The sequence below is a fragment of the Sulfodiicoccus acidiphilus genome (assembly GCF_003967175.1).
In the GTDB taxonomy this organism is placed as follows: domain Archaea; phylum Thermoproteota; class Thermoprotei_A; order Sulfolobales; family Sulfolobaceae; genus Sulfodiicoccus; species Sulfodiicoccus acidiphilus.
This window is the reverse complement of the sequence record NZ_AP018553.1, coordinates 1847613-1861989: the sequence shown is the minus strand read 5'-3', so window position 1 is coordinate 1861989 and position 14377 is coordinate 1847613. Positions and strand designations below refer to the sequence as shown.

The window sequence follows — 14377 nt, the reverse complement described above, 5'->3', positions numbered from 1 at the left end:
ACAGGACTTTTCTCGTACCGATTTACGTGGAATTTCGTCGACGAAATTTCCACACCGGCGTGGGCCGTGCGAAAAAGGTGGGAACGGTGGAGACGAGAGCTCTAGGCCGTCGAGCGGTCGCGCGATCTACGTGCCGCGGACGAGTCTCCACCCTCAGTCGCGATCGTACTGAAACGAAGTGTGGACTCTTAAGACTGTGGCACTTTCGCTCGACGTCAGTGTCTTCCCTGAGCACTTTGCCCTAAATTCACCGCCCTGAATAGCCTCAATTCGCTCGTCACAGTCCGGGGCCGAGGTACACTTTCCTAGACCCCCCTTCGTTTCAGTACGAAACGCGCACGTAAGCGGCTCGAATCGGCCCACTAGAGTCGTTAGTCGGGAACGTGAACACGTCGTGAGGACCTTCGAGTCTACAGCTACATGTAGACCTCAGCGTTCAAAGTTGCTCCCCCTTATGAACTACTTTGCCCTCTCCCGTACGGTCTTCAGTCCACTCTCCAATGAGGATCTACCTGTAAACCGTCGAAGTGAGATAGTAGAGACCTCAGGATCTATGTTTATAGTTGTTGTCGAGGTCTAGGAGGGGGATCTCCATCGAAGTAGCTCTCATCGCTTCGCCCTCCTACTCATCGAATTAGTTTTGCATAAAAATATTTAAATCGGCGTCCCTGCCCTGAAGGGCGAGGATCCACTTTCACGTTTCCCCCGAAATCGGCAAGGAGGAAGAGGGACAATTGAACGACTAAGTGTACTGTTTGAGCTGTGAGAGCTACACTGTAATGTCGTTAGGTTCCAGGGCTAGAGGGAACAACCAAATATACGCGATTACGATCTCATGGTGGTTGAGGACAAATTCCCTAATTTTCCTCCCGCAATTTGATGGTTTCGTAATACCGCGAACCGTTTGGGAGCGACAAGCCCTTGAGGCAAGCCTACTACAATCGTCGAAACCCCCCTAATCGCGTAGGGAAAGGACAATTAACGTAGGCCTAGAAGCGAAACCACCTGGAACCCTCTTCGTTCCTTCCTTAATGTCAAGACGTAAGGAATCGTCTCTGAGAGTAAACAGTATCCCCCTCCAATATGGGTCTATCCGCTGGTCTGAGTTAGCTCCGGTCGATCTCCTCAAACCTTCCTCCTATCCCCTTACGAAGTCTCTAAGGTAAGGTGAGTACGCCTCCTTCGACCACTTTGAAGTCTCTTCGCGAAGAAAACTAACGTAAGCTCCCTTCGATTGACACATCTCACGGACGACCCTGTGTTTCAGGTCCGCTCCTTCAGGGGCGGCGCCTCAGCCCAGTTTCGGCTAAGGCGAGGAAGAACCCTTTTTCTCCCGCGTCGTCGATTGTAACGAGTAGTTCAGCTGTGTCTAGGTCGGGACTAGTCTGCCCGTAAACGGTCTTGCCTCCAGGAACGCTCAACTGACCGTAGGACTCCCTCAAGCGAGCCGAGAGCCTCGACGACCTCCTCGAAGGACGACTTCGAGGCCTCCCAACGTGTTCCGCTTTTCTTTTCTACTCTACTAACTCCGGGATGTTTCCCTCAGTTTGTCGGAGGACACCTGGTCAAAAGTCCGCTAGGCCGTCTCAAATACCTCGAACGCCCGGTTATCTCCCTCATTTCCCCAAGTACTTCCTCGAACAGCTCGATGTATTCCTCGGTCCCTAGGAAGTGGCCGTTTGGGGTACCCGACCTCTCCTGGAAGAGCGTGAAGAAGACGTTCCTAAAACCCGGATCTCTAACTGCCTTCGACAGAAATTGCTTCGTCCATCGTCACGTTGGTCGTACTCCCTTGGACTTTAAGACCTGCTGTATGGACGAGGGACCACAAAATCACACGCGAACGCCCTGAAGTCGAGGAAGTCTAACCACTCTCCTACGCGGCGCCTCGAGTGAGTGGGAGCGCCTCCAGGACGGGGATCCATGTGGAGGGGACGTCCGCACCAGGGGTGGGACTTAAGGGCGTGCGCTGGAATTGGCATAGAACGCGCACTTCACCGGTCGTTTGGAGTTGTCGAAGAACGGGCGAAGGCACCTGGACTGTCGACAAATCGGCGTCTCCGGGTACACTCGAGTGTTCCCTGCATTGAAGTCTCAGTCGTTGAAAATTCGTGAAAGATTTAATACTCTGAAGGGAACCAGCTACATCATGGAAGAATGGGAGTACAGTAGGTCTGGACTTCAGGTTTCCTCTAACTATCCGTCCTCTCCCTTTCCTACCACTTCCTTCCAGGTACTAGTGGACGGCGAATTCGGCAACCTCATTGTGGAGTTTCAAAGGGGTGTGGAGAGAAGTTTAGAAGGGGAAGCGTTCGTGACTATAGGAATCGACGATAGGGGAAGAGTGTCGTACATTTCCATAGAGCCCCTAGACCCCGATCTGAAAGAGGGAGTAAAGAGGATCAAGAATGAGTGAAGTCCTAGATTACACCTTACAGGACATTCACGAAGGTAAGTACAAGGTAGAGACCGAGGAAGAGAACATCGAGTTGATTCTTCACCATATTAAAAATTTTCAAGAGGGACGATAAGTTTTCCTTCGTAGTCCAGAGCGTTCCATCCGTAAATACGGATAAGCCCAGGTTTGGCCCGATCTGTTCCAGTAACACCGCGAATTCTAGGTCGGCGAAGATAAGGAAAATCGAAGTTTTAGACGAACCAAAGATTGCTGTGAAAGTGAATGAGAGAGTTTTCGATATTCTAATAAACGTTACGAACATCTCAATTTATCCCGAATACGGAGATTCTTTCGGCTCACCGTGCGTAATCATATCGACGGTGGTTTCGTATTAAATGCTTATTCACTAAACACACTGAAGAGAGGCTAAGACTTAGGGAACAAGAGTTGGAATTTACGGGGTAGAAATAATAGGTGAAATGAGGAGAGTCATTGATAAATTCTGTAATAATGAGAAAACATTTACTAAAAAGTTTAATAATGAAGAAAGTTATTGCGAAAAACTCAGCCTCAACGACTTATATCTTGTCATACTTTTCACCCAGACGTGTGGCGAGAGGATTATTACGTTATTCCCCAGCAGGAAACAATCGACTGTTATGAAGTTTTGTACTTGATAACGCAGTGTTACGCCACCAATTTTACTTACGGGGAAGAAATTTCTTAAACACGCGTGTGTCTCTGCTTGAGTTGGAGAGATTAGTTTAATTTCAATAGAATAGGTAAAAAAGACTGAATTATGTGCGGAAGTGGGGAGAGGAGACGAGTTTTCCCGGTTACTGTAATACTAAATTAGTATTATCAAGTGGGGAGGGAAGAGGTTAGAGCGAGGTACTTCAGAGCTCCACCCCTCAAGCCTTAACGAGCAGAGATCACTCACCCGTGTACTCCCAGGGGGATTAGGGTCCCTCCGATGTTACGGCTTTAGAGCAGTTCGAACTTACCTCCCTTACCCCGAGAGGCCCGTCCAAGCAGCTCCTTCCCTAATGCAGGGGTACTGTTTGGTGGTAAGTAGGACCTTCACATTCTGAGAGGAGACTGGAGGAGTTTGCGACCGTGCTGGCCGGGTACGAGGGCGGGCTCACGGTAGGGGAGAAAAGGGCGTACCCTTTTTAGGACCAATGGTTCCCCTTGTAGGAACTTTTTGACATGAAGCGTTGGGAAAAACTCTCGATGACTACTGGGGTTTCAGGGCTCACCCTAACGCTGAAGGCTCGGTTGAAGTCGGTGCTACATGTACTGTCCCCTTCTGTGACTACTTCCTCGAGAGGGAGACTGGCCAGAAACGAGCTACGGCGACTCGCATTTGGCGTGAGGAGGCAGGATGTAGAGCATTGGGTGTGTTCACGGGCTGCTGGTCGCCGTTACGAGGTGGAAGTCCTTGGACCGGCTAGGTCTCCGAAGGAGCCCGAGTGCACGTCCCTGACATGCCCTAAACGCGGCAAAGATACGTTTCTATCGTTGGTTCAGGTGACACCGCGGTTACGAGGACGGTCGTGAAGTCGTTGTCCTAGTCGATCTCAGTGAGGTGCTCCCTGGGCAGGCTCTTCCTAAAGCGCTAGGGATCCACTCACAAGGTGTTCATAGACACTCTCCACATTCACCTTAGACCAGAGGTGTAGTGACCAATTGACGGGGAGGAAGTCACTCCTTTCCTTACGCGAGCTCAGGGTACGTCACGTGAGCGAACTGAGTGAGTACGTCCATCTGAAGTTGTCTCGAGTGACGACCCGTCTGCCAACCACTGACGTCACAGGCTACGCAACTCTTCACCTGGTAGACCGCCAACTAAACTAGACTTAATGGAGGTCGGGGCGCCCAACTCAGACGTTCGGAGGGTTTAGGGTTCCAGGTCGCACCTCCGTGCCCACCATAACGACGTGAATCGACCCAAGTGGACTGCCCTTCGAGTCCGCACCTCGGGGATCCATCCGATTCTCACAGTGAAAAAGGGTTACGTCCCTAGATCGCTCACCTATCGCTATCCTCATTCGTAACTTAGGGGACGTAGCACTGACGTGGTACTACCACGCCGTGGGAAGTGCTTACGTAAAGTTTCGCCAGGGGGTCGGTGATCTGTTCGATGGGCAAGACGTTGAAGTCGAAGTCCCCGTTCAACTTAACGTCGACCAATGTGACTCTGCTCTTCCTGATCTCCCTCAATTTCCCACCGTCCAGCACGTAGATAGGGTGCCTCGTACACAGTTCGCTGTTGAAACCGTGGAACTTCAGGAACCTCACCCTCACCACTTCCCCGAAAGCCGACGCCTCCTCCATCGTGGAGACGGGCAGCGAGAGCGCGTAGAACGGACCCCCTCCCACTTCCTCAGAGACTTCCTGAACTTCCGAGAAGTTAAGGAGAATCAGTCCCTTCAGCGCCTGCCTTCCCTCTTTGAGGTCTCCCACGACACACCCCTCGTAGAGCCCGTAGGCTGAGTCCCTAGTTAACTTCACCGAAGAGTGGTGAGGGAAGGACTGGGCCGTCAACCTGTTGACCGCGTTCCTGGTCACGTAGTAGGGGCTTCCCTCTATGAGAAAGAAGTCCGAGAAGCCGAACCCACCGTTCAAGGACGGCTTATTGTCGAAGATCGAGTAGTAAGTCAGTGCACCTCCCAACGTAGTGGAGGGCAAGGACTCCGTCCTCCCTCCGTAGTAGACCCTCAGCTTGACCTTAAGGTACCTCACTTCAACAACCTCCCCGTGGCTAGTACCGCTCCGTCCAACTCGGGTTCGGTCCTAAACCTACTCCGCACTAGGTAGTGCTCCTCGGACAGCTCGTCTACTATCTTTAGTGCATCTCGAATGGAGTCTTCCGTCCATTCCGAGAGGAGCACCCGCTCCCGGACGCCCATAACTCCCCTCCCCACGTAAAGCGGAAGCAGGGCGATCGCGCACCCCCTGCAGTACGGGATTCCTCCTCCACTCACCAAGTTCCACACGTTCCTGATAGGAACCTCCGGCCTCATCCTAACGAGGAAAGTCACAATGGGAGGCTTATCGTACTCGAGGAGGGGGTCTAACCTCAAGGGAGTTAGGGCCTCGAGTAACTTCCTTATCGCGGCGTGCCTCACTGCGAGTACCGTCACACTGCTGAAGACAGATGGCGGAACCAAGACCATCCAGTCTGCTCTATCGATCGACTTTCCAAGCCTATTCACCAAGTCCGTAGATAGAAGGTAGAACTCCACCATTTGGGCCAACCTCCTGTCCACCGAGTCCTGCACTCGGAGTTCCGTCTCGACCTTATCACAAATCATGCGAACCAATTCCTCGAACCAAGGCACTTTGGAACCTTCCGTCGTTCGGCGCGACTGGTTCAGCTGCTTGTAGAGATTAAGTACCTTTCCCAACAATTCACCCACTTCTTCTCCACCCCACGCGTCCAGTCTCCTGATGGTCTTCAGTCCGTAGAGCGCGAACGCCAGCTTCGTTCGATCCCATACATTCTTTCTACAGTCGACGACTTTCGCTAACTCGTCCACGTCCCTTTCCGACGCCTCCCCTCCTAGAGTCGCCTTGAGTTGGTGGAGGAATTCCCCAGGTGACAGGGTACCCAGTTTAAACCTCTCGCTTGTTTCGCTCTTAGTCCTCCGCTCCCACTCCGATGTCCACCCGTCGACCAGCTCGGAGAGCTCCTTGGCGATAGAGCTAGCCTCCTCAGCCACCTTCGCCTCCACTGATCTAGCGAAGTCCACCTTCGCCCCTTTAGGGACGTGGGGGTCGATCTTCATAACCAACGTCACTACGTCTTCCCCGAGTTCGTCTAGGCTCCTCCCCGTGGACTCACCCGATCTCACCCACGCCAACCTCACGGCGAGGCAGACGTTACACAACCTCTCCTTCCTTCCGAGGAGTTGTCCCCTCACGTGTAACCAGTCAAGCTCACTGAGCACATCCTCTTCTATGGCGTACCTCACCTTGCACTTATCGCAGAGTTCCCTGGACGTCCTCAGGACAGGTTCGTAGGATACGGTGAAAGCGAAGCTTCGTTCCGGTACGTCGACTCTCCCGAAGAATTCGTTGACCTGTTTAGCCGCCTCACACACGGTCGTTTGGGAGAGGTCGAGCTTCATCTCCCCCAACACCTCGTACGAGACCTCAACTTCCTCCTCGTTGTCCTCCTCACCTCCCTCCGCGAAAGGTTCCAGCACCTCCCTAAGGGTATCGTCCAAGGCCTTCTCCACGAGAGTTTCCACCTCCACCTCCCCTGGAAGGAGGAGGTACAGGCTCTCCAGGGTAGTGTAGAACACGAAGGGTGTGGCCAACTCCGGACGCTTGTTCCTCAGAGCGTAAACGTCCTCGAGGAGGTCTTCCCTAACCCGCATGCGGCTGAACACTTCGCGGCTCAGGTGAAAGGAGAAGACCTTGAGGATCTCCGTCGCACCTCTGATGTCCTTGAGCGTCGTCGGATCAAAGAAGGGGTTCTTCAACCTGATGAGCTTCGCTCCTCCCTTCAACAAATAGACGTAGAGGGCCCCCCTCATATGTGCTATCACCTGGACGTCGCTCCCGGTGAACCAGCTCCTCTGAGGCATGTACAGGAGGCTGAGAGCAGTGGTCTCGTCTATCGTGGGTGCCTCAGCTGCGGGCGCCGGCTTCTCACTGCGGAGCCTCGTGCTCACCCACCTGTTCAGCTCCTTCAACTTATCCTTCAACCCATTAGAGGGAAACAACTCCTTGACATCCTGAAATATCGCCGATACTACGCTCGCCGGGTATTTGTCCTTCTTATGGTTCTCCTTCACCTGTATGAGTTCCGGGGCTTCCTCCGCTATACTGGCCACCCTGTCGTAAATTCCGTAAGCTCTCTTGAGCGCCTTAGCGACGCTCCCTTCTCCCCCACCCTGCATCGACACTCCCTTGAAGACGTCGTGCAGGTAGACGACTACGGGAACGGAGTCCGCGATCAGTTTGGCGATCTCCTCCCCACTACGCTCCTTCAACTTGCTGCAGAAGTACCTCGCGAGGAGGTCCTCGTGTCCTTTCCCGCCGTCGTCACACGCTAGCCCGTTTACGGACGTCTCGAGCCCTTCCGGGAAGTCACCGTCAGTCCTGAGAGCCTCCACGAACTCCTTCCTCCTCTTAAAGTCGACCAGGTGAGAGAGCCTATCCGCCACGATGAGGTCGTCTGGGTCGTAACCCAGCCCTTTCACGAAGTCCCTCAGCCTCAACCTCTCCCCCCGAGGCACTTGAGGGTGAGGAGTTCCCTCAAGTTGCTTTCGTCCTTGAGACTCCTGTCTCCCCTAACTTCCTGGGGACCTCTCTGTACTTGACGTTGAGTATGCCAAGTCCCCGGGACCTGAACTTCCCCATTCTCACCACCCCCTGATCGATGTAGAGGAGTCCTGTCGCGACTACTACTGGGGCACAGACGTCCTCGCTCGTCACCGTGACCTCGATCGAGCTGCGCGACACCGGGACACGATATGTGTTTTTCCTGTACAGGAACCTGTACTTGAACTCGTAATCCTCGCCAGGGAGGGTGGAACTCCTCCCCTCCAAGTACCTCACCCTCAAAACGGATCCCTTTCTTCCTTCGAACCCGTAAGTCCTGCAGATGAGGCAGGGCCAGGACTTCAGCGTGGAAGGCCGCCGCTCAAGGGAGCACGACGTGGATAGGCTCTCGCAAGAGTGCCCAGGCCCCAGTAACTCGTCCATCCCAAGGGTAGAGGCCGTCCTCAACAACCCCTTCACGGAGGAGGCCGTCACGTGAAGGCCGGTGTCCGATCTCTGCACTGTGAAGGGGGTCACTGGGGTGAGTAGGAACGTGAGGCGATTCACTTCGACCCCCCACAGTTGGGGAAGAGAGCGTAAAAGTCCTTCAACTTACTTTCACCCGCTAGGTAGTTGTCTTTCACCTTCTCGAACTCGTCGTAGAGCCCCTTGAGACCCTTTTCGTTTTCCAGGACCCCTTCGAGTCGTGGACACTCCCCTATGACGTAGAAGGCCAATGACTTCAACACGTAATTCTCCCCATTTCTGTGAGAGACCTGCGGAACGAAGAGGACACGGGACATGTGGGCTCGTCCTTTCTTGGCCGACCCGAAACACTCCCTCCTATCGTCGGGGTCGGGAGAGTACGCACACCTCAAGTAAGTCTTCACTAGCCAGAGGAACTGAAGCAGTTGTTCCTCGTCCGCGAACGCGAGGTTCAGGTTCCTCACGGTGGTCAGCTTAACTTCCCCTCACCTCCACCGCGTTGAGGAGGTAGCTCGGGTAAAACGCTCGCAGTCTGTTCAACGACTCATCTGGGTCCTTCAGCACAAGCTGGCTCGATTTGAAGCTCACCGAGAGCCCCCCTAGGAGACTGGAGTCACTGAGCTGCACGTCGAAGCTACCGTACATCAACTCGAAGTCCCCGTACCCTGCACTTCCCCTCGCTCCAACAGTCACCTCCATGGAGGCTGCCTTGTCCTTGAGCAGTTTCAGGTGGGAGAGGAAGTTCGTCTCCAACTCGTCCCTGAGAAGGAGGGCGAAACCCAGGAAGAGTTGCCTCGGAAACACTACCTCCTCGTTGAACAACTTACTTTCCGCGGCCGCCCCCGTCCTCCTATCTATGGAAACGTGGGAGATCCTGTCGAGCATGACGGGGAAGGGATCTATTGGAAAGAAGTTAGTGAACCTGACGGACGACCTCAGGCCCCCGGTCCCGTAAAGCGCGCAGACGGGACAGATCGCGTTCCTACCGGTGAACGTGTTCCACTTCTCCCTCAGTTCCCTCCTCTCCGGCGACTCCAGGGCGCTCGTGTTCTCACACCTGTCCAAGTCGGAGGTGGAGTAACACGACGCCGCCGCGTTCCAACCGGTGACGTCCAAGTAGGCCTCCAGAACTTCCCGGAGCTGGGACTTATCGGTGAGTTTCCCCGTCTTGAGAAGTCCAGCCCCAGAGAGGACGTCCACCTCCTCGTTCAACAGCCTCTTAAGTAGTTCCCACGCTTCTCTGCTCATCTCGGCTAGATCCCCCACCCTCTTTTGGAGGTCGGGCTCGCACCACCTGCCGGCCGACCTCCTCTCGTTCAGTTCCACCTGGCTCCTGAGGACCCCCTTGAACGAAGTCGCGGGTATGTAAGGGATCGCGTACGACCTCCCCTCTAGGTTGAGCACCAGTTTGGACTGTGGTAGGTCAGCTGAGACGTAGTCGAAGTAGACAGAACTTCCACCCACCCTGAGGGGGGACTTAGTGATCAGGGCTATTGGAACTACCTTCATCGTCTTACCCCGTTTTGGAGAGCAGGTAAGCCCGTTCGCGTAGGAGTTCGCTCGCCTTCTCGACGTTCTCCAAGTCCAGTCTGCCCTCTTCTAAATACTCGAACACGTCCTTAAGTTCCACTCCCTCCTCGCTCAACGTCCTGAGACTCCTAACCACCTTCCTAACCTCGTTTACTGGCTTACTCTTTCCCGAGAAGATGGCGAGACCGACGCCGTCGAGGTCCAAGGCGAGCGTCCTGAGGACCTCCGAGACCTCCTTAGGTTGTTTTCGCCCAGCCATAAATAGGTATCTAGAAGTAATTTTTAAAGATTTCTATACTACCTACTTGTTTGAACTCCTACTATGGGGTAAGATCTGAAGTGAAGCGAGCGGGTGGGACCCCTCCGTTCGGAGGATGCCGCTAAACTACCACAGGTTGCGCTTGGGGAAATTCAGTCGCTTTAACGGGAGACGATTACCTTCGGTCTTTGACGGTCCGCAGTTCTAGATCTCGTTCGTTCAGTACGCGAACGGGACGCGGTGGTCGGAAACTGTAGACCTGGACGTCGGTCACGGTGAGGGGAGCACTCATAATGTGGACCCTCGAGGACCCACTGCAATGGACTCTATGGAGGGGCTAGACCGCGAACGGGGTATTCCTTGGTTTCGAGGAGGACACCTGTTTTCCGGTTAGGCCTACGTCCTCGCGAGATTGAGACGCGGCATCGGTCGATCTCGCCTCGAGGAGTGTGAGGGCGGTCTAACACTTCAGCGTCAGGCCAAGCCCTTCAGGTAGTTGTAGTACCTTTCCGCAGTGATGTCCCAGTCGTACTTCAGTGACTCCTCCTTGGACGTGGCCCACATCCTCCTCAGGTTCACCTCGTCCTCGAACAGGTGGATCATGGCCCTAGCTAGGCCCTCCACGTCGCCGTAGCTCACTTTCACCCCGTTCACCCCGTCTTTCACGAGCTCCTTAAGGGAGCCCACGGAGTAGACTAGCGCAGGGGTGCCAGAGGCGTTCGCCTCCAGCACCGAGAGACCCCACCCCTCCACGAACGAGGTGGAGAGGAAGAGCCAGGCCCTCCTCAGGAGCACCCTCTTCTCCTCGTCGCTCACCCTGCCGAGGTAGGTGGCGCCTTCGGTCCTGCCCACCTCCTCCCTCACCTCCCGTTCCAGGTCTCCCCCTCCCGCCACCACGAGGCGAGCCCTCAGACCCATCTCCCTGGCCCTCCTGTAGGCCTTTATGGCGTCCAGGGGGTTCTTGTACCTCTTCAACCTGTGGAGCCAGACGACGAGGGGCTCCCCCTTCTCCCCTGGGGTGAACTTGCTGTGGTCTATTCCGTCTGGGATCACGGTGATCGCCTCCTCCCTCACTCCCAGCAGCTTCTCCGCGTCCTCCTTGGTGGCGTTGGATGGCACCACCACCCTGCTGTATAACCTGCAGAACTTCTCCGCCGTCCTCACCGGCCACGCCTTGTAAGGGGGGAGTTCGTAAGCGAGCACTTCCTGGTGGACGTGGTGCACCTTGGCCACGGTGCGAGGGTTGGTGAGGTTGGACAGGAAAGGCACCGCGTGCGCAACGCTGTCCAGCACCACGTCGTAGTGCCTGGCAAGGAGGAGCGAGTGGAGGTGTAAGGTGAGGGAGTTCCCCCTCCTGACGACGTGGATCCCCCTCAGTTCCTCCTCCCTCTTCCCACCGAAGTCCTCGCTGAGCCAGTGCACCTCCACTCCCATCCTGACTAACCTCGTGGCCGTCTCCAGAAGTCCGTCCTCCGCTCCCCCCGCCCTCGGGTGGGAGGGGTCCCTGTGGTTCACGATAAGCATCAGTGGGAAGAGCAAGTCCGTGCTCAACGGAATGAAGGCGGCCAGGGAGATCGGCGCGAAGGTGGTGGGGATCACTGGAGCGAAGAGCGACCTCATGTGCGGGTTGAGCGACGTCTGCGTCAAGGTACCGTCCACGTCGACTCCGAGGATACAGGAGGTCCACGAGGTGGTGTACCACGTGGTATCTGAGCTCGTCGAGGCTGAACTGGCCCAGGGTGCCCGTGGTTGACGCATCCACCTCGAGGGAACTCAGGTTGCCCAGGGCGGAGAGGGTGGTGTTCCTGGACAGGGACGCTCTGTCACGACTTCCACTACGCCTGGAGGGAGGCCCAATGCGTCCTGACCCACAGGGCGAGGGAGGCGGTGGAGGTGCTGAAGGGGAAGGGGCTCTTCGTGGCGGTGGCGTCGAACCAGTCGGGAGTAGGGAGGGGGTACTTCACCTGGGAAGACCTGCTGAACTTCACGGGGAGGATGCTCGAGCTAATTGACTGGGAGGTCGACGTTGTCGTTTACTGTCCCTGTTTGGGGTGCGGGTGCAGGAAGCCCTCTCCCCTGATGTTGGAGATGGTGAAGTCAGCCACCGGAGCCAAGGACTGCTTCATGGTGGGGGACCAGGAGGCCGACAGGCTCGCCGGGGAGGCCGCCGGCTGCAGGACGGTGACGGTGGGGATGGACGAGAGGGACCTGTACCAGGCGGCCCTGCAGGTGTTGGAGGAACTGAGGTCAGCACGCTGACTTTGCAGATCTATTCGGGGTAACTCCAGGCGGGTCCGTATCTACGAACGAGGTACTTATAAACTACAGGTTAGGTTGCACCTCATGTACTTCGTCCCGCCGTCCAGGTTGGTGACCCTTCAGAAGATGTACTCCACGACCTTCTCCAACTGGCCTTCGGTGATGTTAGGTATGTTGTTTGAAAGGCCTAGGATCACCTGCAGGTTCAGGAACGGAGCCGTGAGGACCATGACCCCGGACGAGGTCCAGAGGGTGAAGAGACTCAAGGTTACCAACATAGAGGACGACCTCCTGGAGTTCGACTACGTCAAGCGCCTCAAATTCCACGGTTGGAGGTTGGGTTAGTTAGACGGGTTCTGGGACTACGATTACGACGACAGGGGTAAAACCGTGTTTGACGTGGGAGACTCCATAGGTGAGACTGCACTCTTCTTCTCTCTCAAGGGGGCGAAGAACTTGGTGGCCGTAGAGGTTAAGAGCAGGAAGGTGGCGCTGATGGAGCTAAACCTGAAGGAGAACGGCCTGAACAACATCGAAGTGGTAGAGGGAGGAGTGTCCCTCGAAGACGGGGGAGGAGCGTCTCGCTCTCGAGTTTAATTGAAAGGTACAGGTCAGACCTTCTCCCGAAGGTGGACTGCGACGGCTGCGAGGTCAAATCAGAGGAGTACCAGAGATGCTAGAGGAGTGGAAGTTCGACTCTAGGGAGAAGGTATTAGAGGACCTCAAGATGAACGGCTACTCCCTCCACGTAATCCAGAACCAGTAGAACAGCTTGGGGCTAGTCTACGGGAGGTTCGGCTTAACGCGGGTTTCAGGTCGGAAAAGCTCAACACCAGACCTCGGCCCCATCCAACGCTGGGACTAAACGTCAGCACCTACGACGAAGTAGATCCACGTGAGAACACTTCCGTTGAGAGCTTCTTTACTTCGGACTGAGTAAGGTCTCCCACCAGTAGGGAGATTATGTGAGCTACGAGTGAGTGACGTACTGAGTTCCCCCTTGGAGCCCTTAACGACGTAGTCTAGAGTCTAGCGAAGGACATCAGCTTAGCATTCAGGCACATCGCCTTCTCGCGACACGCTAAGGATATATACCTCAGAGAGCTCGTTAAACAGATGAAGGCAGTAGTAACGGGCGGAGCCGGGTTCATTGGTTCTAGGGTGGCCGAGTCCCTCGCTAGGGACGGCTTCGAGGTTGTCGTCTTCGACAACTTCGGCAGGGGGTCCCTCCTGGGGAAGTCTTTGGGGGATCCGTTGTACAACTGGAGGAGGATAGAGCACCTCCCCTCCGTTCGCCTGTTTAAGGGAGACGTCAGGGACAGGTCTGCAGTGTTGGAGGCAACCAAGGGGGCTGACGTAATAGTCCACACCGCCGCACAGGTCGCAGTAACCACTTCCCTGACCGATCCCGTCACCGACTTCGAGGTCAACGCCAGGGGTACACTGAACGTATTGGAGGCGGCTAGGCTCAACGACTCCTCCTTCGTCCTCTCCTCGACCAACAAGGTGTACGGCGAGAGGGTGAACGCCATACCGGTGAGGGAGGAGCCCACGAGGTACGAGTTCGCCGACTCCCGCTTCAGGAACGGCGTTCCGGAGGACTTCGGAGTCGACCTCACCGGCCACACTCCCTACGGAACGTCGAAACTCCTCGCCGACCTCTACGCTCAGGACTACCACCACACTTACGGCCTGAAGACCGGCGTTTTCAGGATGAGCTGCGTTTACGGAGACCACCAGTTCGGGGTGGAGGACCAGGGCTGGGTCGCCTGGTTCACCATCGCTACGCTCACCGACAGGCCGATCACCATTTACGGGGACGGGAAGCAGGTGAGGGACGTACTGTTCGTGGACGACATGGTCAGGGCCTACAGGCTCTTCCTTTCCTCCGGCCTGAAGCACGGCGTCTACAACCTGGGGGGAGGCCCGGAGAACACCCTCTCCCTCCTGGAGCTCCTCTCCCTCCTGAGGGAGCTCACCGGTAAGTCCCCCAGGGTCGGCTTCTCCGACTGGAGGAGGGCCGACCAGAAGGTCTACGTCTCAGACGTCTCCAAGGCGGAGAGGGAGCTGGGGTGGAGGCCCGAAATCGGCGTGAGGGAGGGAGTGAGCAGGCTAGTCAAGTGGGCCCAGGACTACCTCGCCTCGGTGAAGGTGTGAGCTACACTAGCCCT

The 14377-nt window shown here is 55.7% G+C and carries 14 protein-coding genes; 6 read left to right on the top strand and 8 right to left on the bottom strand.

The genetic code is table 11. The annotated features are described in order from the left end of the window. Nucleotides 1-1277 precede the first annotated feature (1277 nt). Complete coding sequence (locus tag HS1genome_RS12110; RefSeq protein WP_158613783.1) at nt 1278-1442, bottom strand: hypothetical protein; 165 nt, start codon at nt 1440-1442, stop codon at nt 1278-1280. 707 nt (nt 1443-2149) lie between these two features. On the opposite strand from HS1genome_RS12110, the gene HS1genome_RS09450 reads away from it, so the two are divergent. Continuing rightward, the gene (locus tag HS1genome_RS09450; protein WP_126450749.1) at nt 2150-2416 is read left to right on the top strand and encodes a hypothetical protein; all 267 of its coding nucleotides are present in this window, start codon (nt 2150-2152) and stop codon (nt 2414-2416) included. Between the two features lie 2040 nt (nt 2417-4456). On the opposite strand, the gene HS1genome_RS09440 is transcribed toward HS1genome_RS09450, so the two are convergent. From HS1genome_RS09440 to HS1genome_RS09410, 7 genes are all read right to left on the bottom strand, one after another. Continuing rightward, complete coding sequence (locus tag HS1genome_RS09440) at nt 4457-5143, bottom strand: hypothetical protein (RefSeq protein WP_126450747.1); 687 nt, start codon at nt 5141-5143, stop codon at nt 4457-4459. Continuing rightward, on the bottom strand, nt 5140-7629 hold the full coding sequence (locus HS1genome_RS09435) for a hypothetical protein (RefSeq protein ID WP_126450745.1): 2490 nt from the start codon (nt 7627-7629) through the stop codon (nt 5140-5142). The genes HS1genome_RS09440 and HS1genome_RS09435 overlap by 4 nt, the downstream gene beginning before the upstream one ends. A gap of 37 nt (nt 7630-7666) precedes the next feature. Next, entirely contained in the window at nt 7667-8239 is a 573-nt protein-coding gene (locus HS1genome_RS09430; RefSeq protein WP_126450743.1) for a hypothetical protein, read from the bottom strand. After that, nucleotides 8236-8622: a type III-G CRISPR-associated protein Csx26 gene (gene csx26, locus HS1genome_RS09425; protein WP_126450741.1), complete on the bottom strand. Its 387-nt coding sequence runs from the start codon at nt 8620-8622 to the stop codon at nt 8236-8238. The genes HS1genome_RS09430 and csx26 overlap by 4 nt, the downstream gene beginning before the upstream one ends. Nucleotides 8623-8632: 10 nt before the next feature. Continuing rightward, nucleotides 8633-9667, bottom strand: a complete 1035-nt coding sequence (locus tag HS1genome_RS09420; protein WP_126450739.1) for an RAMP superfamily CRISPR-associated protein — start codon at nt 9665-9667, stop codon at nt 8633-8635. A 4-nt stretch (nt 9668-9671) separates the two neighbouring features. Next, nucleotides 9672-9947 carry a hypothetical protein gene (locus HS1genome_RS09415; protein ID WP_126450737.1) on the bottom strand — a complete coding sequence of 92 codons (276 nt, stop codon included), beginning with the start codon at nt 9945-9947 and terminating at the stop codon, nt 9672-9674. Between the two features lie 474 nt (nt 9948-10421). Beyond that, the gene (locus HS1genome_RS09410; RefSeq protein WP_126450735.1) at nt 10422-11471 is read right to left on the bottom strand and encodes a glycosyltransferase family 4 protein; all 1050 of its coding nucleotides are present in this window, start codon (nt 11469-11471) and stop codon (nt 10422-10424) included. Nucleotides 11472-11490: 19 nt separating this feature from the next. Here HS1genome_RS09410 and HS1genome_RS09405 point away from each other — a divergent pair, with 19 nt between their 5' ends. The 5 genes from HS1genome_RS09405 (at nt 11491) to HS1genome_RS09385 (ending at nt 14363) form a co-directional block, all read left to right on the top strand. Beyond that, nucleotides 11491-11700, top strand: coding sequence for a phosphoheptose isomerase family protein (locus tag HS1genome_RS09405; RefSeq protein WP_126450733.1), 210 nt, complete (start codon nt 11491-11493; stop codon nt 11698-11700). Next, nucleotides 11697-12206, top strand: a complete 510-nt coding sequence (locus tag HS1genome_RS09400) for an HAD-IIIA family hydrolase (RefSeq protein ID WP_126450731.1) — start codon at nt 11697-11699, stop codon at nt 12204-12206. Before HS1genome_RS09405 ends, HS1genome_RS09400 begins: the two co-directional genes overlap by 4 nt. An 84-nt stretch (nt 12207-12290) precedes the next feature. Then, nucleotides 12291-12551: a hypothetical protein gene (locus HS1genome_RS09395; RefSeq protein ID WP_126450729.1), complete on the top strand. Its 261-nt coding sequence runs from the start codon at nt 12291-12293 to the stop codon at nt 12549-12551. A 45-nt stretch (nt 12552-12596) separates the two neighbouring features. Continuing rightward, nucleotides 12597-12803 carry a class I SAM-dependent methyltransferase gene (locus HS1genome_RS09390; protein ID WP_126450728.1) on the top strand — a complete coding sequence of 69 codons (207 nt, stop codon included), beginning with the start codon at nt 12597-12599 and terminating at the stop codon, nt 12801-12803. 519 nt (nt 12804-13322) lie between these two features. Continuing rightward, a complete protein-coding gene (locus HS1genome_RS09385; protein ID WP_126450726.1) occupies nt 13323-14363 on the top strand; it encodes an NAD-dependent epimerase/dehydratase family protein in 1041 nt (346 codons plus the stop codon). Nucleotides 14364-14377 lie beyond the last annotated feature (14 nt).